Source organism: Rhodococcus ruber (assembly GCF_016804345.1).
GTDB classification, from domain to species: Bacteria; Actinomycetota; Actinomycetes; order Mycobacteriales; family Mycobacteriaceae; genus Rhodococcus; species Rhodococcus ruber.
In genome coordinates this window covers 299275-319799 of the sequence record NZ_CP044211.1, presented here as the reverse complement: position 1 = coordinate 319799, position 20525 = coordinate 299275, and the positions used below count along the sequence as shown (strand labels likewise).

Genomic DNA, 20525 nt, shown 5'->3' with positions numbered 1-20525 from the left:
CGGTGCCCCCAGCTCTGCCCCATCCGCCGGGCGTGGAGGCGCTCCGCGCGGCCGAAATCACCCCTGACGAATACCTGATCCTCGACACCGACACGATCGTCTGGCGGGTGCACTCCACGAGCGGCGACCACGTCCTGCCGTGGAACACCCCGCGCACCTTCGGGCCGGTCCTGCGGTTCGACCCGCACCCGATGCCGCGCCGGGACCACGCCCGCCACGGGGTCTGGTACGGCGCCGCCGATGTGCCCGGTGCGTTGGCCGAGGCGTTCCAGACCACTCGAGTGATCGATACCCGCACCCGCGTCCCCTACCTGACCGCGGTGCGGTTCACCCGTCCCCTGCACCTGCTCGACGTCGCCGCCCACGGTCCCGGCCGACGGCCGACTCGCGTCGGAGCGAATTTCGCGCTCTCGACCGCAGCACACGGCATCGCCCAGCACTGGGCGCGCACCATTCGCGCCGCCCACCCGGATCTCGACGGGCTCGCCTACCGCGGCCGGTTCGCCGGTGGACTGTGCGTTGCGCTCTTCACGCCCGCCGCCCGGGCGTTCCCGGATCAGCCTGAGATGACCATCCCCCTCGACCACCCGGGATTCGCATCCCGGTTGGCCGGAGCTGCCGACCGAATCGGCTACGCGATCGAATAACCGGCCGGTCCACTCCAGTGCCTCGCTCGCCCCGCGCCTGCTCTGTCCCGCCCTGGACGGCTGTATCCCCGGGAGGCGCAGACGAGATGCCTCTGCTCTGGTGCCGGACTCTTCGTGTGGTAACTCGGACGCCGGCGCCTATCCGTCACGGCCGTCCAGCATCTCCCGGGCCTTGACGGCCAGCCACCACTCCACGCGGGTGTGGATCGAGTCGAGGTCGCGGCCGGTGAGTTCGGTGATGCGGGCGAGCCGGTTGCGCAGGGTGTGCCGGTGGATGCCGAGGGCAACGGCGGTGCTCTCGGCCTGACCGTTGTGCTCGAGGTACGCCGCAAGGGTCTCGACCAGTCGTCCACTCGCTCCGTGCTTCTCGTCGTAGTCATCGAGTGCTTCGAGACCCGAGCGGGCGATGGCGTGCAGCGCATCCGGATCCTGCATGCCCAGCAACACGGAGAAGGTGCCCAGCTCGGTGAACACCACCGGTTCCCGGCTGCCGTCCCGCGCCGCGTGGGCCGCCGAGAGCGCCTGATGCACACTGGTGTTCGCGTCTGTCACGGCGCCCGGACTACCCAGCCCGCACCGGACCGGGCGGCCGAGCTGCGCGCGGACGCGGTCCTGGACCCGGGTCGCGATCTCGCGGGCGCGGTCGGCCGGCAGGACCACCGCGACATCCGCGCCGACCGAGGCCGTGAGGTGGGGGATCCCCTCGACGGCGAGGGCGGCGCCGACCTGCCGTTCCGCCGGCAGCAGCGGACCGACGTCGGTCAGCACGGCGACCGCGACGGTGTCGGTCGGTTCGAACCCGAAGTACCGGAGCAGGCCGGCGTCCATGCGTTCGGGTGCGTCGAAGAGGGTCCGGGTGACGACGGCCCGCAACCGCTGCTCCGCGCTCTGCACCTTCGCGGGCTTGCCGAGTTCGATGGAGATCAGCGACACGGCGTGGGCGAGGAGCAGACGGTCGGCCGGCGGGAGCGGTTCCGCGGTGCCGACGGCGAGGTATCCGTAGAGGTCCTGGGCGGCCGCGATGCTCTGCACGGTGTAGTGCCCGCCGTCGTCGGCCAGCACCTTGCTCAGCTGCCGCCGCCGCGGGGATCGGGACGCCGACTCCGACACCGCGCGGGCGTGCCGGATCGCCCGGCTCGTGTCCGATCCGTACTCCGCGAGCACGCGATCGTCGGGGTCGACGACGGCGACGACGCCGGCGAGCGCCTGGCCGAGCGCGGTCACCACCGCGGGCACGCCCCCGCGCAGCGTGGCCCGGGCCAGCCGCTCCTGCTGGTCGACGACCCGCTGCACCGCCCGCACCTGATCGGCGGTCAGTTCGTCGATGACCGCCCGGGTGATGGCGATGAACGGCGTCGAGGCGGGCACGGCGAGCACCGGGAACCCGAGCGCGTCACCCGCGGCGCGCAGACCGTCGGGCACGCGGTCGAACCGGGTGCCGGTGTCGAACGCCAATGCCACGCAGCCGGCTCCGACCAGGCCCTGGAGGTACGCGAACTGCGCGTCCGCGTCGGCGCCGATCTCCAGGCCGGTGGTCATCACGAGCTCTCCGCCCGAGAGCCACGGGGTGGGGTCGGGAAGCTCGATCGGATGCGCCCACTCGATGACACGGTCGGCGCCGTCGCGACCGGCCACGAGAGTGAGCCCGAGATCCGGCAGCGTCGTGAGCCGACGCACGGTGACAGCCATGACGACGATCCTTCCGCACACCGGGCGACTATGAGGTGGGGCGTTCGGCGAGGACTTCGAGGGCCAGGTGGAGGTCGGTGACGTCCCGCGGGGAGCGCAGGGACCGGCCCAGCAGGTCCTCGACGCGTTTCACCCGGTGCCGCACGGTGTTCGGGTGCAGATTCAGCTCCCGTGCCGTGCGTCCCACGTCCAGGTCCCGGGCCAGGTGCAGCACGAGGAAATCGACCAGGTCGTCGTGGCCGTCGAGCAGGGGACCCAGCACCGCGGTGGCGCGCCCGAGGGCCTGCTCCGGGTCGCGGCCCGCCAGCAGCCAGTCGGCGAGGCTCACGTCCTCGAAGCGCTGGGCGGTCCTGCCGAGCCGCTCGGCGGACCGTCGTGCCCAGCGCGCCTCCCGCAGTTTGCCGGGCCCGCGCGCGGGATCGGTGAACGGCTCGCTCGAGCCGCACGTCAATCCCTGCGGGAGGTTGTGGGACCACGACTCGAAGGCCTCGGCCCGGGCCGGGACCACTCCGATCAGGCCGCCGTCGCCGCGGGCGAGCAGCAGGGTCAGCCCGATGTCGCGGGCCAGACCGGACACGTCCGACTCGACGGCGTCGAGCAGGGAGTTCGCCCGGAACACCCATCGGCGGTTGTCGTAGTCGGGGGCGGCGGACAGGACCAGCATCCGCATGTCGGGTTCGGGGCCGAATCGGAGCATCTCGAGCTGATCCAGGACGGTGTCGGTGTCGGATGGATCGCCCGACGCCAGTGCCCGCACCAGTGCGGCGTGCCGCGCACGGTTCTCGACGGTGGCGCGCTGGCGGGTGCGTTCGATCGTGTTGAGCAGCCGCAGCGACACCTCGACCGCGGGTGCGGTGAGCGGGTCGGCGAGTTCGTTGCTCTTGGACGCGAGGGCCAGCCAGTAGTGCTGGTCGCCCGGCGAGATCGAGTGCGCGCTCACCGACCAGCGGCCCACCCGGAACAGCAGCCGCCCGTCCCGGCCGCGCAACTGATTGCGGATCAGGTGCACGGGCGCGCCGCCGGCCGAGGCCACGACGTCGCCGACCTCGTTGTAGAGAACCACGCTGCTGCGGAGCAGTCCGGTGAGACGGGCCACGAGGTCGGCCTCGGGGGACTCGGCGGTCATCGCCTCGAGCAGGTGGTTCTGCATCTGCAGCGTACGTCGCAGCAGCATCGAGTCCTGCGCCTGCACTGCCGCATTGACGCGTCCGACCACCTCCATGAACGGCAGCTCCGGCGGGATCGCCACCACGGCGAACCGGTGGCGTTCGGCCTCGTCGAGCAGGGACCGGGGAATGTCGCCGGTGATCACTCCCACGCCGTACCCGAGTGCGGTGATGCCCGAACCGACGAGTTCGCGGATCAGCTCGCGGCAGGCCTGCTGCGGGTGCTCGAGGCTGGGAAAGCGCGAGCCGGTGGTGAGCATCATCGACCCCGGCCGCAGCCACCGGGTCGGGTTCTCGATCTCGATCGGGTGCGCTCCGGTGATTCCCACGTTCGGGTCGGCGTCGGTCACCAGCCGGAGCCCGAGATCGGGTTCGAGCAGCAGGTCGACGAGCCGGAAACGGTCCGGAAGCATGCCCGACATCTTTCCCCCTCCGATGTGAGAATCTCCAACGATTCGCCGAACTCGATTCACTTTCTCCAATTGATGAGGCGTCGACCAGGCCGAATACTGAGTCCACCCGATTCAGGAGTATGACGATGATCACATCTCGCAACCCCCACCTGCGCGTCGCCGTGGACGTCGGCGGCACTTTCACGGACGTGTGCATCTTCGACGAGAGCGCATCGACCACCCGCATCGCGAAGGTCCCCTCGACCCCCGACGACCCCATGCGCGCCGTGGTCGACGGTGTGCGCACCGCGGGCATCGACCTGACCGAGGTGACCCTGTTCTCCCACGGCACCACCGTCGCGACCAACGCGCTCATCACCCGCAACTTCCCGCCCGCCGCCCTGGTCACCACCCGCGGGTTCCGCGACGTGCTCGAGATCCGCGACGGCACCAAGGACGAGCTGTGGGACACGTACGTCGACGTCGGCACCCCCTACATCCGCCGCCGTGACCGGTACGAGGTCACCGAACGCATCGACTACGCCGGCGAGGTCGTCACCCCGCTCGACGAAACCGAGGTCCGCGAGATCGCCCGGATCCTGCGCCGCAAGGACATCAAGACCGTCGCGGTGTGCCTGATCAACAGCTACGTCAACAGCGCTCACGAGCAGCGTGTACGGGCCCTGCTCGAGGCCGAGCTGCCCGACGTCACCGTCTCGACGTCGAGCGAGATCCTCCCCGAGATCTTCGAGTACGACCGCGCCTCCACCACCGTCGCCAACGCCGTGCTCGCCCCGCTGGTCAGCGGATACGTCAACCGGCTCGAAGCGCAGTTGCGCACCGACGGGTACGACGGCGACCTGCTCCTGCTCCATTCCGGCGGCGGTTCCATGACCCCCGCGATGGTGGGGAAGTACCCCGTCCGGCTGGCCGCCTCGGGCATCGCCGCCGGCGCGATCGCCGTCGCGGACATCGCGACCCGCTGCGGATACCCCAACGCGATCGGCCTGGACATGGGCGGCACCAGCACCGACATCTCGCTCGTCTACGACGGTGAGGTCCGCACCACCAAGCAGTGGCAGGTCGAGTACGGCTTCCCCATCTCCTTCCCCAGCATCGAGGTGCTCACCATCGGGGCGGGCGGCGGCTCCCTGGCCTGGCTCGACGAGGCTGGCTCGCTGCGCAACGGGCCGCAGTCCGCCGGCGCCTCCCCCGGCCCGGCCTGCTACCTGCGCGGCGGCACCGAGCCGACCAACACCGACGCGAACGTGCTGCTCGGCCGCCTGGGCACCGCCCTCATCGGCGGCGGACTCACCCTGGACGTGGCGGCCGCGGAGAACGCGATCAAGCAGAGCGTGGCCGGACCGCTGGGTCTCGACGCCGACACGGCGGCGAGCAACATCATCCAGGTGGCCAACGCGAACATGGCGGATGCGGTGCGGCTGTTGTCGATTCGTAGGGGCTACGATCCGCGTGACTTCGTCCTCGTCGTCTGCGGCGGCGCGGGCGCCCTGCACGGCGCGGCCCTCGCGAAGGAACTGTCCATTCCCACCGTCGTGGTGCCGCCCCACCCGGGCATCACCTCGGCGCAGGGCTGCCTGCTCGTCGACATCCGCCACGACCTGTCGGCGATGTTCCAGGGCCGCGTCGACGAGATCGACACGACCGCACTCGAACGCGAGTTCCTGCGCCTCGAGCAGGAGGGCACGCAGCGTCTGCGCCACGAGGGGGTCGCACCCGAACGGATGGTGCTCGACCGTCACATCAGCATGCGCTACGCGGGGCAATGGCGCTCGCTCACCGTCACCGCCGGCAGCGGCCCCGGCTTCCTCGCGGAGGCCGTCGAACGATTCCACGAGGAGCACGAGCGGGACTACTCGTTCCGGCGCGACGACACGCCCGTGGAGATCTACCAGATCGGCCTGCGCGCGGTGGGCACCACGCCGAAGCCGAACTTCCCCCGCACCACCGAACCCACCACCGCGGAGCCGGTGCCCGTGGAACGGCGCAGCGTCTACTTCGACGAGGCGCGCGGGCGGCTCGACACCCCCGTCTTCGACCGCGACACACTGGAGTTCGGTACGCGCATTCCCGGTCCGGCCGTGATCACCCAGCTCGACTCCACCACCGTCGTCCCCCCGGGGACCACCGCCACCATCGACGAGTGGGCGAACATCCGCATCGACATCCAGGAGTCCTGATGACCACCACCTCCCCCACCCTCGATCCGGTCACGTTCGAGGTCCTCAAGAACGCGTTCGCCACGTCGGTCGACCTGATGTCCGAGCAGATCCTGCGCACCTGCTACTCGTTCGTCATCTACTCGCGGGACTTCTCTTCCGCGCTCTGCGACGCCGAGGGCAACACCGTGATGCAGGGCAGCCAGGACATCGCCGTCCACGTCGGCACCCTCCACTTCCAGTGCAAGGCCGTGCTGGAGGAATTCGGCTCCGACATCAACCCCGGCGACATCTTCATGGTCAACGACCCCTACAGGGGCGGCACCCACCTCAACGACGTCAGCTTCATCCGGCCCATCTTCGCGGACGGGGTCCTCATCGCCTTCGCGCAGAACAAGGGACACTGGGCCGACATCGGCGGCAGCGTCCCCGGCTCGTTCGACGTGACCGCCACCGAACATTTCGGTGAGGGCCTGCGGATCACCCCGGTGCGGGTGTGGCACGAGGGCCGCTTCCTCGCCGACGTCGCGAAACTGCTCGTCGCGAACACCCGGTCGCCGGAGATCAGCATGGGCGACCTGCACGCCCAGGCCGAGGCGACGGGCGTGTGTGAACGCGAAATCCACCGGCTGGTGGACAAATACGGTCGCGGCACCGTCACCGATGCGATGCGCGAGGTCCAGGACTACGTCGAGCGCATCGTGCGCAGCCGGGTCGCCGACCTGCCGGATGGCACCTGGACCACCGAGGACTACCTCGACTCCGATCCGGCGCGTCCCGAGGGCCTCGTCCCGATCCGCGTCACCATGACGATCGAGGGCGACCAGCTCAGCTACGACCTGACCGGCAGCGCACCCGCCGTCGCCAGCTTCCTCAACAGCGGCTACGGCACCGCGTTCTCCGGGATCGTGGCGGGTACCAAGTCGTTCTTCCCCGACGTGCCGCTGAACTCGGGTCTGTACAACGCGATCCGCACCGACCTCGGACCGGAGGGCACCGTCGTCAACGCGGGCTGGCCGCACGCGGTGACCGGGTTCTGTTCCGGTCCCTACGAGAAGATCATGAACGCGATCTTCGAACTGTGGTCGAAGGTCGTGCCCTCCCGGGCCATCGCCTGTTCGTTCAACCTCGAGTACCTGCTCGTCGGCGGGCGCGACGCCCGCACCGAGGAGCGGCCGTTCTTCATGTGGTACGACTGGATGGCCGGCGGCTGGGGAGGCCGCAGCTCGAAGGACGGATCGAGCGCCACGGCACCGGTGTTCGGCATCGGCCTGGCCGTGCAGCCGTGCGAGGGACAGGAACGCCTCACGCCCGTGCTCACCACCGAGCACGCCATCATCACCGATTCCGGTGGGCCCGGCGAATACCGCGGTGGGTGCGGCCTGTCCAAGGGCGGCGTCCTCACCGACAGCGACAACAGTGTGATGTCGTACTGCTGTGACCGTTCCCGCTCGGTCACGTGGGGCATCGAGGGTGGTCTGCCGTCCATCCCGCACGGCGTCTGGCTCAACCGCGGCACCCCCGAGGAGCGCTTCCTGGGGTCCGTGTTCTCGAATGTGCCGGTCCAGTCCGGGGATTCGTTCGAGCGGCCGTCGGCGGGCGGTGGGGGGTACGGGGATCCGCTGCAGCGGGACCCGGAGGCCGTGCTCGAGGACGTGATCGACGGCTACGTCTCCGTCGAGCGCGCTGCCCTGGACTACGGCGTCGTCGTCGTGCCGGTGGACCCCGAGATCGACCGCTACGAGCTCGACGACGACGCCACCGATCGGCTCCGCACGGAGATCCGTGCATCGCGCGAGGGCTGGCTCGGCGAGGACCCCGAAGCCGTCGCCGCCCGCTACCGTAGCGGGGAGCTGTCCATGCTCGACCTCGTGCGCCGTTACGGCGTGATCGTCGACTGGGGCACCGGCGCGCTGCTGCCCACCACCACCGCCCAGTTCCGCGACCTGCTGCGGACCCGCTCCGTCGCGCACTGGTCCTGACGCGTGAGGCGGGGCAGCGATCCCGCTGCCCCGCCTGAGGTTTCCCGCTCTCCCCTCCCCGAAGACTCTCCCCTCCCCGAAGACTCCCCTTGCCGAACCTCCCGTGCCGCGGGCGGTCGAGCGCCCCTGCGCCGGTTCGGATTCCCTCCCCTCGAGAGGCGACCCCCATGTCCGATCACCTCACCGACTCCGCCCCCGAATCCCCCGTGGACCGCCATCGCGTGCCCGAATCCGGCCGGCTGTCCCGCTGGTCGCTGACGATGGCCTGGTGGGCCATGTTCAGCGCCATGTTCTGGCTCTACATCGCGGTCGCCTCGGCCGGCGCGGTCGGGGTACCGGCCACCCTCGCCGGGATGGCCGCCTCCATCGCCACCTTCGGCGTCGTCAATCTGCTGCTCTCCCGCTATGCGATCCACACCGGCCTGTCCGTCGAGCTGCTGTCCCGGCGCATGTTCGGCGCCGTCGGCTCGCTGCTCGCCCCGGCGCTGTTCGCAGCCACCGCGCTCTACTACGGGGTCTTCGAAGGCTCCATCGTCGCGGTGGCGCTGCAGGAGTACTTCGGCGGCGACATCCGGCTGTGGTACCTGCTGTGCACGGTGTACATGATCCCGGTGGTGATCGGGGGCGTGGCCGCATGGCTCGACAAGCTCAACGGGATCCTGCTGCCGTTCTACCTCGTCGGCATGGTCGCCGTCGTGGTGGCTGCGACCGTGCAGCAGGGTTACCCCACCGGGTGGCTCACCGCCACGGTGGCCTCGGGTCCGCTTCCGGGCTGGCTCACCGCCTACCTCGTCTACATGGGCGTCTGGGTGCTGATGATGTACACCTTCGACTACGCGCGGCTCGGTCGCCGCGCCGACGCCGGCTTCCACGGCACCGTCACCTTCGGCTGGGTGTTCTACGCGCTGACCTTCGGCGTCAACGGACTCGTCGGGCTCTACCTCCTCGGCGCCTGGGACATCGCCGGCACCGAGACCGGCGTGGTCGAGGCGGTCGTCGGCTCCCTCGGCTTCGCCGGGGTGCTGCTGATCATCGTGTCCCAGACCCGCATCAACTCGGCCAACTTCTACCTCGCCTCCACCAACCTGCAGGTGTTCGTCCACCGGGCCCTGCGCCTCGACGTGCCCCGGGCGGTGTGGGTGGTGGTCACCGCCGTGCTCGCCTACCTGCTCATGCTCACCGACGTGCTGGGATACCTGCTGCAGGCCCTCGCCTGGCAGGGCGTGCTCATCACCGCGTGGGTGGCGATCGCGGTGGTCTACGTGCTGCGCGATCGGGGGCGCATCATGCCCCGCACCGCGTCCGGCGGCGCGCTGGCGTGGCTGCTCTCCTCCGTCGCGGGCATCGTGCTCACCGTGCAGGAGGTCAGCGCGACGTGGGCGCAGCTCGCCCCGGTGGTGACGGTGCTGCTGGCCGCGGGCAGCTACGTGCTGCTCACCCCGACGGATCGTGCGCCCTCGGAACCCGAGGCGGCGCAGGGACCCGAAACGCCGCAGGGACCCGAAACGCCGCAGGGACCCGAAACGTCGCAGAAGCCCGAAACGTCGCAGGCACCCGAGGCGGCGCCGGACGAGGCGCAACCGGTCTGAATCCGACGGACAATCGCCCCGACGGCGGATGTGACTCACGATTGTGTACATCACGGACATGTCGTGGGTCACATCGCGGTCGTAGGGTTCTCCCATCCGAGCGACAGCGCCGCCGGGACGCCGGAACCGGCACCCCACGGCGCCGCACACCAGGTCTCGAAGGGAGTGCCGTGCACACCGATTCACCGGCCGAAAGGTCCGACACCCTGGGTCACGCGCTGAAGAGGCGTCATCTCACCATGCTGTCCATGGGCGGGGTGATCGGCGCGGGATTCTTCGTGGGCATCAGCGCGATCATCGGCCAGGCCGGCCCCGGCGCGATCCTCACCTGCCTGATCTGCGGACTCATCGTCTTCCTGGTCATGCGCATGCTCGGGGAGATGGCCGTCGCCAAGCCCTGCACCGGCTCGTTCACCGAGTACGCCCGCGACGCTATGGGCAACTGGGCGGGCTTCGCCACCGGCTGGCTGTTCTGGTACTTCTGGGTGGTCGTCGTCGGAATCGAGGCCGTGGTCGGGGCCACCCTGCTCGGCCGCTGGCTCCCCGGTGTTCCGTTGTGGCTGATGGCGGCCGGCCTGCTGTTGATCATGACCGTGGTGAACCTGTTGTCGGTCGGCAACTTCGGTGAGGCCGAGTACTGGTTCGCCGGAATCAAGGTCGCGGTGATCATCGCGTTCCTCGTCCTGGCCGGTCTCTACGTGCTGGGCGTCTGGCCGGGGGCCGACCTGTCGTTCGTAAACCTGACCGCCCACGGCGGCTTCCTGCCGAACGGCTTCACCCCCGTCCTGGTCGGAGTGGTCGCCGTCATCTTCTCGATGACGGGAGCCGAGCTGGTCACGATCGCCGCGGCGGAGTCGAAGGAGCCGGCCGCGGCGATCCGCCGCGCCACCAGCACCGTCGTGTTCCGGATCCTCGCGTTCTTCGTCGGCGCGACGTTCCTGCTCGTCACCATGCTGCCGTGGGACCGCTACGTCGTCGGCGAATCCCCGTTCGTGTCCGCCCTCGAGGTCCTGGGCATTCCCGGCGCGGCCGAGATCCTCAACTTCGTGGTGCTGGTCGCCGTGCTCTCGTGCCTGAACTCGGGGCTCTACACCGCGTCGCGCATGCTGTTCGTGCTCGGTGCCCACCGCGACGCCCCCGCCTGGATGACGGCCGTCAACTCCCGCGGTGTCCCGCTGAAGGGCGTGCTGTCGTGCACGTTCGTGGGTTACGTGTGCATCGTCGCCGCCTACGTCTGGCCCGACACGATCTTCCTGTACCTGGTCACGTCGTCCGGTGCGATCTGCCTGTTCGTGTACATCATGATCTGCCTGTCCGAACTGGTGCTGCGTCGCCGCTGGGAACGCACGTCGCCCGAGATCCTGCAGTTCCGGGTGTGGCTCTACCCCGCCCTGCCCGTCGTCGTCACGGCCGTCATCGTCGCGATCCTCGTCGGCATGTGGTTCACCGGCGCCCGCGCCGAACTGGTGCAGTCGCTGATCGCGCTCGCCGTCATCGTCGCCGCGTACCACCTCAAGACCCGGTACCTGCGCCGGCGTGGTGCCGCACGGACCGCTGCGCCCGAGGAGGCGGCACTGGCCCGGGCGATGCACGTCGCGGCGGCGCCGCAGCCCGCCGCCTCGGGCGATCCGGCCCCCTGACGATCCGTTCCGCGCCGCCGGCTGCCTTCCGCAGCCGGCGGCTCTGTGTTTGTGCTCGGAGGACAACACCCGGCCGGAACTCGAGCCCGCGAGGCCGTAGCCGGGACGTGATCCCCGTCACTACCGTCGTGGTCAGCCGAAAACGAGAGGACCGACGGTAGTGACGATCGAATACCTGGTGTGGCACCGCGAATCGGACCGGCCCTGCGTGCGGGACGACAACCGGCAGCTCACTTACGCCGAATTCGCCCGCAGAGTCGACGGTTTCGCGGCGCAGCTCCAGCAGCACGGCATCGCAGCGGGTGACGTCGTCGCGGTGATGCTGCCCAACCGGGCCGAACTGCTCGTCGCCCTCATGGCGGCGTGGCGGCTGCGCGCGACGGCCACCCCCGTCAATCCGGCGTTCACCGCGAGCGAGGCCGGGTACCAGATCGACGACGCCGGAGCCGCACTCGTCGTGAACGCCGGTCCCGGCGCCCCGTCGGGCGGCCGACCGGTGATCCACGTGGACGACATGGCCGTCGCCGCTCCCGCCGGATGGGCGGCCGGCGCCGACCCGGAACCCGACGACACCGCCCTGCTGATCTACACCTCCGGCTCCACGGGCCGGCCGAAGGGCGTGCAGCTCACGCACGCGAACCTGCAGTTCATGGCGGACTCCTTCCGCACGCACCTGCGGCTGACCGAGACCGACCACTGCCTGCTGATCCTGCCGCTGTTCCACGTCAACGCGATCGCGGTCAGCTTCCTCGCGCCCCTGCTGGCCGGTGCTCAGCTCAGCATCACCGGCCGGTTCTCCCCGGACCGCTTCTTCGGCGACGTGGCCCGGCTGCGACCGACGTACTTCTCGGCCGTGCCCACCATCTACGCCCTGCTGGTCTCCCAGCCGCAGGACACCCCGGTGGACACCTCGTCGCTGCGCTTCGCGATCTGCGGCGCGGCCCCGATCTCGAAGGAACTCCTCGACCGCGTCGAGCAGCGCTTCGGGCTCGTCGTCGTCGAGGGCTACGGGCTCACCGAGGGCACCTGCGCGTCGGCGTGCAACCCGGTCGACGGCCCCCGCAAGCTCGGCACGGTCGGCCCCGCGCTGCCCGGTCAGCAGATCGCCGTCGTTGGACCCGACGGCCGGCACCTGCCGCCCGGCGCCACCGGCGAGGTGCTCATCAAGGGCCCCAACGTGATGCGCGGCTATCTCGGCCGGCCCGAGGAGACCGCCCGCACCGTCGTCGACGGCTGGTTGCACACCGGCGACGTCGGCCGGCTCGACGAGGACGGCTACCTCACCCTCGTCGACCGCATCAAGGACATGATCATCCGCGGCGGGGAGAACCTGTACCCCAAGGAGATCGAGAACGCACTCGCCACCCACCCCGCGGTCCTCGAGTCCGCCGTGATCGGCGCGCCGCACGAGGTGTACGGCGAGGTCCCCGTCGCGTACGTCGTGACCTGCCCCGGCCGGACCGTCACCGGGGCCGAACTGCTCACCCACGTCGCCGAGCGGCTGACGAGGGTCAAGGTGCCCGCCGAGGTACACGTCGTCGACTACCTGCCGCGCAACCCCGTCGGCAAGATCGACAAGCCCGGTCTGCGGCGCAGCCACGGGGCTCCCGTGCACGCCTGACCGCTCCCCGAGACACCACACGCTCCGACTCGCCGGCCCCGGGCCGGTGGGGCGGCCGCCCCTACCCGAAAGGCGAATTCCCATGGGTTTCAAGACCGGCCACTTCCCGGAAGTGGATCCCGCCACCTTCCGTCAGCTCCCGTTCCGGGATCGGCTGCGGGCCATGTCGACCCACTGGGTCGACCACGGATTCGGCACCCCGAAGATGGTGCACACCGTCTACATCCTCAAGCTGCTGGTCCTCTACGTCGGCGCCGGCACCGCCCTCGCGACGCTGACCTCGGGCCTGCCCTGGCTCGACGTGGCGTCGTGGTGGAACCAGCCGATCGTCTACCAGAAGCTGATCCTGTGGACGGTGCTGGTGGAGGCGCTCGGCGTCGGCGGCTCGTGGGGCCCGCTCGCCGGGCACTTCAAGCCGATGACCGGCGGATTCCATTCCTGGCTGAAGCCGGACACGATCCGGCTCCCACCGTGGCCGGGCAAGGTGCCGGGCACGGCCGGTGACCGCCGCACCGCCGGCGACGTCGCGCTCTACGCCGTCCTGCTCGTCAATCTTCTTGCCGCCATCGTTCTTCCGGGTGTCCACACCGCCTCGGTCGACGCGGTGATCGCCGACAACGCCGGACTGGTCCGGCCCGCGGTGGTGGCACCGATCGTCGTGCTGCTCGTCCTGATCGGCCTGCGCGACAAGGTGATCTTCATTGCGGCGCGCAGCGAGCAGTACCTGCCCGCGCTGGTGTTCTTCACCTTCCTGCCGTTCGTCGACATGATCGTCGCCCTCAAGCTGCTCATCGTCACCGTCTGGGTCGGCGCCGGCGTCTCGAAGTTCGGTCACCACTTCTCGATGGTGATCCCGCCGATGATCAGCAACACGCCGTGGATGCTGTCCAGGACGATCAAGCGCGCGCACTACCGCAGCTTCCCGAACGATCTGCGCCCGTCCGTGCTGGCCGGCGGCGTCGGGCACGTCCTGGGCACCCTCGTCGAGATCGCCACGCCGCTCGTGCTGCTGTTCTCCACGAACCGCACCCTCACGCTGCTCGCCGTGCTGCTGATGGTGGCGTTCCACTTCTTCATCGCGTCGACCTTCCCGCTCGCGGTGCCGCTGGAATGGAATCTGCTGTTCGCCTACGCCACGGTCTTCCTGTTCTGGGGCTTCCCCGCGTGGGACGGTTACGCCGTGACCGACATGTCGTCGCTGTGGCTGGCCGGGGGGATCACCGCCGGGTTGTGCTTCTTCCCGGTGCTGGGCAATCTGCGTCCCGACCTGGTGTCGTTCCTGCCGTCGATGCGGCAGTACGCCGGCAACTGGGCGTCCGCCACCTGGGCGTTCGCGCCGGGCGCGGAGGAGAAGCTGAATCGGCACATCGTCCGCGGTGCGCAGAACACCCGCACCCAGCTGCTCGCCACCTACCCCGAGGACGTCGCGGACGTGGTGATGCACCAGCTGCTCGGCTGGCGGTCCCTGCACAGCCAGGGCCGGGCACTGTTCTCCCTCATGATGCGGCACCTCGGGGACGACATCGACACCTACGACCTGCGCGAGGCCGAGTTCTCCTGCAACTCGATCGTCGCCTTCAACTTCGGGGACGGTCACCTGCACAACGAGCACCTCATCGCCGCCATCCAGCGCCGCTGCAACTTCGCCCCCGGCGAGTTCGTCGTCGCGTGGATCGAATCGCAGCCCATCCACCGGGGCACCCAGGAGTACAAGGTGATCGACGCGGCCCTCGGCGTGATCGAACGCGGCACCTACAGGGTGGCCGACGCCGTCGCCGAGCAGCCCTGGTTGCCCAACGGACCCATCCCGTTCGACGTGCAGTGGACAATGGACCGCACAGACGCCGAACAGCTGGAGGTGCAGGCGTGAGTACGGCGGTCGTGGTCGGCAGCGGGCCCAACGGGCTCGCCGCCGCCGTCCACCTCGCCCGTCGCGGCGTGGACGTCCAGGTCCTCGAGGCAGCCGAGGAGATCGGCGGCGGAACCCGCTCCGGCGAGCTCACCGTCCCCGGCCTGGTCCACGACCACTGCTCGGCCTTCCATCCGATGGGTGCCGGCTCCCCCTACCTGCAGACCCTCGGCCTCGAACGGTACGGCCTGCGGTGGCGGTGGCCGGAGATCGACTGCGCCCACCCCCTCGACGGGGGTGAGGCCGCCCTGCTGCACCGCTCCCTCGACGTCACCGCGGCCGGTCTCGGCGCGGACGGGCCGCGGTGGCGGCGGATGTTCGCCGACCTCGCATCCGGGTTCGACGCGCTCGCCGCGGACCTGATGCGGCCGGTGCTGAACGTCCCCCGCCACCCGCTGCGGCTGGCGGGGTTCGGGCCGCGGGCCCTGCTGCCCGCGACGGCCGCGGCCCGCTGGTTCCGCACGCCGAAGGGACGGGCCCTGTTCGGCGGCGTCGCCGCCCACGCCTACCACCGGCTGGACCGCCCGGCGACGTCCGCCGTGGGGCTGATGATCACCGCCGCGGGCCACCGCTACGGGTGGCCGGTGGCCGAGGGCGGCTCCGCGGCCATCGCGCGCGCACTGACCGCCCAGCTCGCCGAGCACGGTGGCAAGGTGCACACCGGCGTCCGGGTCCGTCGCGCGGCGGACCTGCCGCCGGCGGACGTCGTCCTCCTCGACGTCGCCCCCGGCGCCGCCCTCGACATCCTCGGTGACGCGGTGCCGTCGCGGATCGCCAAGTCCTACCGCAAGTTCCGTCACGCTCCCGGCGCCTTCAAGGTCGACTTCGCGATCGACGGCCCGATCCCCTGGACCGATCCGGACTGCGGGCGGGCCGGGACCGTCCACCTCGGCGGCGAGTTCGCCGAGATCGCCCGGGCCGAACGCGACGTCGCGACGGGCCGCATGCCGGCGAAGCCGTTCGTGCTGCTCGGTCAGCAGTACGTCGCCGACCCGACCCGCTCGGCGGGCGGCCTGAACCCGGTGTACGCCTACGCCCACGTCCCGGCCGGCTACACCGGTGACGCGACGGACGCGATCGTCGCGCAGATCGAGCGGTTCGCCCCGGGGTTCCGGGACCGCGTCGTCGCGACCTCGACGACGGCACCGGCCGACCTCGCGCGGCAGAACCCCAACCAGATCGGCGGGGACATCGTCGGCGGTGCCAACGCCGACCTGCAGGTGGTCTTCCGGCCACGAATTGCACTGGACCCCTACAGCACCGGGGTTCCGGGTGTCTACCTGTGCTCGGCTTCCACCCCGCCCGGGGCGGGCGCGCACGGGATGTGCGGTTACAACGCCGCCGAGTCGGCGCTGCGGCACCTGCGGAGCACGGGCCGTGGCTGATCCGGTGCTCTCGGGACAGCCGGCGGGCGCATCGTCGGCCGCCGACGACGTCCGGCGCGTCGTCGCCGAGGTCGCGCGCCGCTTCGACGCCCGCCAGCGGGAGATCAGCCGGTCCATGACCGCGATGATGGCGCGCGAGATCGCCCACCTCGACGAGGACCCGCAACTCGTCGAACTCCTCGAGGCGAGCGTGCACGGCAACATCGCGACGATCATCCACGTGCTCACCAACGAGATCCCTGCCGACCACCTCCAACCCACAACGGCGGCAGTGGAATACGCGCTCCGTCTCGCGCAGCGCGACGTGCCGTCGCACTCCCTCGTCCGGGCGTACCACATGGGGCAGAACGACCTCATGCGGCTGTGCTTCGACGAGGTGCGGTCGATGAACCTGCCGCCGCAGGTGACCCTCGACGTCGTCGAGTACATCTCCGCGGTGGTCTACCGGTACATCGACTGGATCACCCTGTACGTGTTCGACGCGTACGAGAAGGAACGTCGCCGGTGGTCGGCCGTGCGCGGCAACGTGCACTCCGCCCTGATCCACGGCCTCGTCGACGGATCCGAGACCGACGCCGCGGCGTTCGAGGCGGAGACCCGGTACCGGCTCGACCGCTGTCACGTCGGGGTGATCGCTTGGACCACAGTCGAATCCGCGGACGGTGCCATCAATCCGCTGGACCGGCTGGTGCGTGCGGTGGCGGTGCATCTCGGGTCGGACGCCCCGCCGATCCTCACCGCCATCGACCGGCGCACGGTGTGGGCGTGGCTTCCGTTCGATCGGCGCCGGCCGGTGATCGACACGGCGGCGCTCGACGCCGTCGTGCGCTCCCATCCGGCCGGCCGTCTCGCGGTGGGCCTGCCCGGTTCCGGCCTGGCCGGCTTCCGGCGCTCGCACGAGCAGGCCGAGGCCGCGTATTCGATTGCGGTGGCGCAGACCACGTGCACCCGGCGGGTCGTCGGCTTCGGGGATCGGGGCGTCGCGGTGGTGTCGCTGCTCGCCCGCAACCTCGACGCCGCGCGGGCATGGGTGGGCGAGATCCTCGGTCCGCTCGCCGACGACACCGAACAGGCCGCGATGCTGCGGGTCACCCTCGGCACCTACTTCGCCACCGGTGAGAGCCACCTGCACACCGCCGAACGGCTGAACCTGCACCGCAACACCGTCAAGTACCGGATCAACAAGGCGCTCGGCGACCCGACCGGGGCACCCGCGGTGCACGACAAGCTGGACATCGCGCTGGCGCTGCAGGCGTGCGAGTTCCTCGGGGCGGCGGTGCTGCGCTGACGCGCACCGGCCCGGCGGTGCTGGATGACGTGCACCGGCCCGGCGGTGCTGGATGACGTGCACCGGCCCGGCGGTGCTGGTTGACGTGCACCGGCCCGGCGGTGCTGGGAGGATGCGGCGTATGAGCATCTCCGGGGTGAAGGCACTGGTCTTCGACGTGTTCGGCACGGTGGTGGACTGGCGCACCAGCATCGCGCGGGAGGCGGCGCCCCTGCTGGCCCGCTACGACGAGTCGATCGACCCGGTCGTCTTCGCCGACGCCTGGCGGGCTCGCTACCAGCCGGCGATGCAGGCGGTGCGAGCGGGCACCCGGCCGTTCGTGCGGCTGGACGTGCTGCACCGAGAGAACCTGGACGAGGCGCTGCGTACGGTCGGCATCGATCCGGCCGCCGTGCCGGGGACCGATCTCGATCGGCTCAATCTCGCCTGGCACCGGCTCGATCCCTGGCCCGACGCCGTCGAGGGACTGACCCGGCTGAAGCAGCGTTTCGTCGTCGCCCCGTTGTCGAACGGCAACATCGGCATGATGGTGGACATCGCCAAACGGGCGGGCCTGCCCTGGGACGCCGTCCTCGGTGCCGAGGTCGCGCGAGCCTACAAGCCCATGCCCGAGGCGTATCTGCGCACGGTCGACATCCTGGGCCTGGAGCCGGGCGAGGTGTGCATGTGTGCCGCCCACAACGAGGACCTGGCGGCCGCGCGGTCCTGCGGCCTGAGGACCGCGTTCTTCGCGCGACCCACCGAGCACGGCCCGGCCCAGACCACGGACCTGCGCGCGGAACAGGACTGGGACGTGATCGCCGACGACCTGATCGACCTCGCCCGCCGCCTGGGCGCCTGACGGCACCCGTGCGCGCTTCTGGTAGCGGCTGCTACCAGAAGCGCGCACGGGGTCAGGCGCCGATCAGGCCGTCGGACTTCCAGGCCGCGACGACGGCCGGGCGCGGCTGCGAGGTGCCGCCGTCGGGCCAGTGCGACGACGGGGCGTCCCACGTGGCGTCGTCGGTCTCGCCCGGGTGCTGCACACACACGACGACGCGGTTCTCCTGCACGATCGGTCCGCACGTCTCCGCACCGACGGGCACGGTGAGGAACTGCTTGGTCTCCCCGCGGCGCGGGCCGTCGAGCGCGACGCTGAACAGTCCGTCGTTGGACTTCAGGGCGTTGCCGTCGGTGGAGATCCACAGGTTGCCGTGCGGATCGAAGGCGAGATTGTCCGGGCACGAGATCGGGCTGACCTGCGCCTTGTCGAAACCACCGAAGTACGTGTCGGCGGCCTCCGGATCGCCGCAGACCAGCAGCAGGCTCCACGTGAACGACGTGCCGGCGTGGTCGTCGTCGATCTCGAGCACCTGCCCGTTCTTGTTGTTGTTGCGGGGGTTCGCGACGTCGGCGGCGGCCTTGCCGTCCTCGCCGCGCTTGGTGTTGTTGGTCAACGCGACGTAGACCTTGCCGGTGACGGGGTTCGGCTCGAAGTCCTCCGGCCGGTCCATCTTGGTGGCCCCGACCTTGTCCCCGGCCAGACGGGTGAACACCGCGACCTCCTCGGCGGTCATGCCGTCGACCAGGGACTCGCCGCGGCCGTCCTCGGCGGTGCGCAGCAGGGGAATCCACTCTCCCGTGCCGGTGAACGTGCCGGAAGCGGGAAGCGCGCCGCTGCCGTCGATCTCGTCCGGTGATTCACCGGTCAGCTTGGCCACGTACAGGGTGCCGGCGTCGAGCAGCGTCATGTTGTGCCGCATCGCCGCCTGCGACGTGCCGGGCTGCATCTTGCGGGAGGAGACGAACTTGTACATGTAGTCGAAGCGTTCGTCGTCGCCGCTGTAGGAGACGACGGTGCCGTCGCCCGTGACGTGGATCGTCGCGGCCTCGTGCTTGAACCGTCCGAGGGCGGTGTGCTTGACCGGCACGGACGTCGCGTCCCACGGGTTCACCTCGACGACCCACCCGAACCGGTTGACCTCGTTGGGGGTGGCGACGATGTCGAAACGCGGGTCGAAGCGCTCCCACAGGCGTTCCGACGCGCCGCCCTCGAGGCCGTAGCGTGCCAGTCGCTCGGCGGCGACGGGGTCGGTGACGTTCTCGGCGTTGGCGAAGTACTGGTTGAAGTTCTCCTCGCCGGAGAGCACCGTGCCCCACGGGGTGAGACCGCCGGCGCAGTTGTTCAGGGTGCCGAGCACGCGGGTGCCGGTCGGGTCGGCGGCGGTCTTGACCAGGTCGCTGCCCGCGGCGGGACCGGTGAGAACGAACTCGGTCAGACCGGTGATACGCCGGTTGTGCGGGCCGAATTCGGGTGTGAGACGACCGGATCCGGCCTCACCCTTGACCTGCACGACGGACAGCCCGTGATTGGCCCATCCGATGCGCACCTGCTCCTCGGTGGGGTTGTCGGGATCGTAGCCGGCGAACATGAAGGGCTCGGACGTGTACTCGTGGTTGACCACCAGCAGGTAGGTGTTCGGCACGCCGTCGACGGGCAGCAGCCCCGCGAAGTCGTTGTTGTAGCCGAACTGCTTCTCCTGCGCGGCCGCGGTCTGGTTGCCGATGTCGAAGGCGGGCGCATCCGGCAGCACCGGGTCACCCCACCGGATGACGACGGACTGGTCGTAGCCCTCGGGAACGGTCACGACGTCGTCGGTGTTCGGGACGACGGCGGTGAAGTCGGTGCCGGTGGGCGCGGGGCCGAGGTCCGCCGGGCCCGACGTCGTGGCGCCGCCGGTGCTGCCCGCGTCGTCGGCACACGCGGCGAGCACACCGCCCGCACCGACCGCGAGCACCGCCATCGCGCCGCCGCGCAGCACGCCGCGCCGGCTCATGGCGGTGCGCACGACGTCACCGAAGTACTCGCCCCCGGAGGTGTTGGGCACGGCGTGGGAACACGCGTTGCCGCACTTGTAGCGGCAGGTGACGGCGGCGCGTGACGATTTGCCGTCGTGCGTGACGATCAGCGGCAGGGGCTTCGGACTCACAGGTACTCCCTCGTCGAATCGGTTCAACGCGGGCACCGTAGGAGACCGAAACCAGGCGAAGGGAAAGA

Annotated in this window: 13 protein-coding genes; 10 read left to right on the top strand and 3 right to left on the bottom strand. The window is 70.4% G+C overall.

The window, feature by feature from the left end; translation table 11 throughout:
- Positions 1 to 32 precede the first annotated feature (32 nt).
- Positions 33 to 647, top strand: coding sequence for an RES family NAD+ phosphorylase (locus F1734_RS01520; protein WP_010596310.1), 615 nt, complete (start codon positions 33 to 35; stop codon positions 645 to 647).
- 138 nt (positions 648 to 785) lie between these two features.
- Here the strand turns inward: F1734_RS01520 and F1734_RS01515 are convergent, their stop codons facing one another.
- Both F1734_RS01515 and F1734_RS01510 read right to left on the bottom strand, forming a co-directional pair.
- On the bottom strand, positions 786 to 2336 hold the full coding sequence (locus tag F1734_RS01515) for a PucR family transcriptional regulator (RefSeq protein ID WP_203011272.1): 1551 nt from the start codon (positions 2334 to 2336) through the stop codon (positions 786 to 788).
- 28 nt (positions 2337 to 2364) lie between these two features.
- Positions 2365 to 3924: a PucR family transcriptional regulator gene (locus F1734_RS01510; RefSeq protein ID WP_010596308.1), complete on the bottom strand. Its 1560-nt coding sequence runs from the start codon at positions 3922 to 3924 to the stop codon at positions 2365 to 2367.
- Between the two features lie 110 nt (positions 3925 to 4034).
- Here F1734_RS01510 and F1734_RS01505 point away from each other — a divergent pair, with 110 nt between their 5' ends.
- The 9 genes from F1734_RS01505 (at position 4035) to F1734_RS01465 (ending at position 18329) form a co-directional block, all read left to right on the top strand.
- A complete protein-coding gene (locus tag F1734_RS01505; RefSeq protein ID WP_203011271.1) occupies positions 4035 to 6095 on the top strand; it encodes a hydantoinase/oxoprolinase family protein in 2061 nt (686 codons plus the stop codon).
- Positions 6095 to 8056, top strand: coding sequence for a hydantoinase B/oxoprolinase family protein (locus F1734_RS01500; RefSeq protein WP_203011270.1), 1962 nt, complete (start codon positions 6095 to 6097; stop codon positions 8054 to 8056). Before F1734_RS01505 ends, F1734_RS01500 begins: the two co-directional genes overlap by 1 nt.
- A 167-nt stretch (positions 8057 to 8223) precedes the next feature.
- Entirely contained in the window at positions 8224 to 9645 is a 1422-nt protein-coding gene (locus F1734_RS01495; protein ID WP_203011269.1) for a permease, read from the top strand.
- Positions 9646 to 9815: 170 nt separating this feature from the next.
- Positions 9816 to 11285, top strand: coding sequence for an amino acid permease (locus F1734_RS01490; RefSeq protein WP_203011268.1), 1470 nt, complete (start codon positions 9816 to 9818; stop codon positions 11283 to 11285).
- 160 nt (positions 11286 to 11445) lie between these two features.
- Positions 11446 to 12906 (top strand): class I adenylate-forming enzyme family protein, encoded by a 1461-nt coding sequence (locus F1734_RS01485; RefSeq protein WP_203011267.1) that lies wholly within the window; start codon positions 11446 to 11448, stop codon positions 12904 to 12906.
- An 82-nt stretch (positions 12907 to 12988) separates the two neighbouring features.
- Positions 12989 to 14776 carry a DUF3556 domain-containing protein gene (locus tag F1734_RS01480; protein ID WP_010596301.1) on the top strand — a complete coding sequence of 596 codons (1788 nt, stop codon included), beginning with the start codon at positions 12989 to 12991 and terminating at the stop codon, positions 14774 to 14776.
- Positions 14773 to 16200 (top strand): phytoene desaturase family protein, encoded by a 1428-nt coding sequence (locus F1734_RS01475; protein WP_017681618.1) that lies wholly within the window; start codon positions 14773 to 14775, stop codon positions 16198 to 16200. Before F1734_RS01480 ends, F1734_RS01475 begins: the two co-directional genes overlap by 4 nt.
- Positions 16193 to 17488, top strand: a complete 1296-nt coding sequence (locus tag F1734_RS01470) for a PucR family transcriptional regulator (protein WP_010596299.1) — start codon at positions 16193 to 16195, stop codon at positions 17486 to 17488. The genes F1734_RS01475 and F1734_RS01470 overlap by 8 nt, the downstream gene beginning before the upstream one ends.
- 121 nt (positions 17489 to 17609) lie before the next feature.
- Positions 17610 to 18329 carry a haloacid dehalogenase type II gene (locus F1734_RS01465; protein ID WP_010596298.1) on the top strand — a complete coding sequence of 240 codons (720 nt, stop codon included), beginning with the start codon at positions 17610 to 17612 and terminating at the stop codon, positions 18327 to 18329.
- 52 nt (positions 18330 to 18381) lie between these two features.
- Here F1734_RS01465 and F1734_RS01460 read toward each other — a convergent pair whose 3' ends face one another.
- Positions 18382 to 20457, bottom strand: a complete 2076-nt coding sequence (locus F1734_RS01460; RefSeq protein ID WP_102031769.1) for a PhoX family protein — start codon at positions 20455 to 20457, stop codon at positions 18382 to 18384.
- Positions 20458 to 20525 lie beyond the last annotated feature (68 nt).

Bases quoted from the DNA above. Each gene is read 5' to 3' on its own strand.
- F1734_RS01515 (WP_203011272.1), bottom strand. From the start codon at position 2,336: ATGGCTGTCACCGTGCGTCGGCTCACGACGCTGCCGGATCTCGGGCTC.
- F1734_RS01510 (WP_010596308.1), bottom strand. From the start codon at position 3,924: ATGTCGGGCATGCTTCCGGACCGTTTCCGGCTCGTCGACCTGCTGCTC.
- F1734_RS01505 (WP_203011271.1), top strand. From the start codon at position 4,035: ATGACGATGATCACATCTCGCAACCCCCACCTGCGCGTCGCCGTGGAC.
- F1734_RS01500 (WP_203011270.1), top strand. From the start codon at position 6,095: ATGACCACCACCTCCCCCACCCTCGATCCGGTCACGTTCGAGGTCCTC.
- F1734_RS01465 (WP_010596298.1), top strand. From the start codon at position 17,610: ATGAGCATCTCCGGGGTGAAGGCACTGGTCTTCGACGTGTTCGGCACG.
- F1734_RS01495 (WP_203011269.1), top strand. From the start codon at position 8,224: ATGTCCGATCACCTCACCGACTCCGCCCCCGAATCCCCCGTGGACCGC.
- F1734_RS01480 (WP_010596301.1), top strand. From the start codon at position 12,989: ATGGGTTTCAAGACCGGCCACTTCCCGGAAGTGGATCCCGCCACCTTC.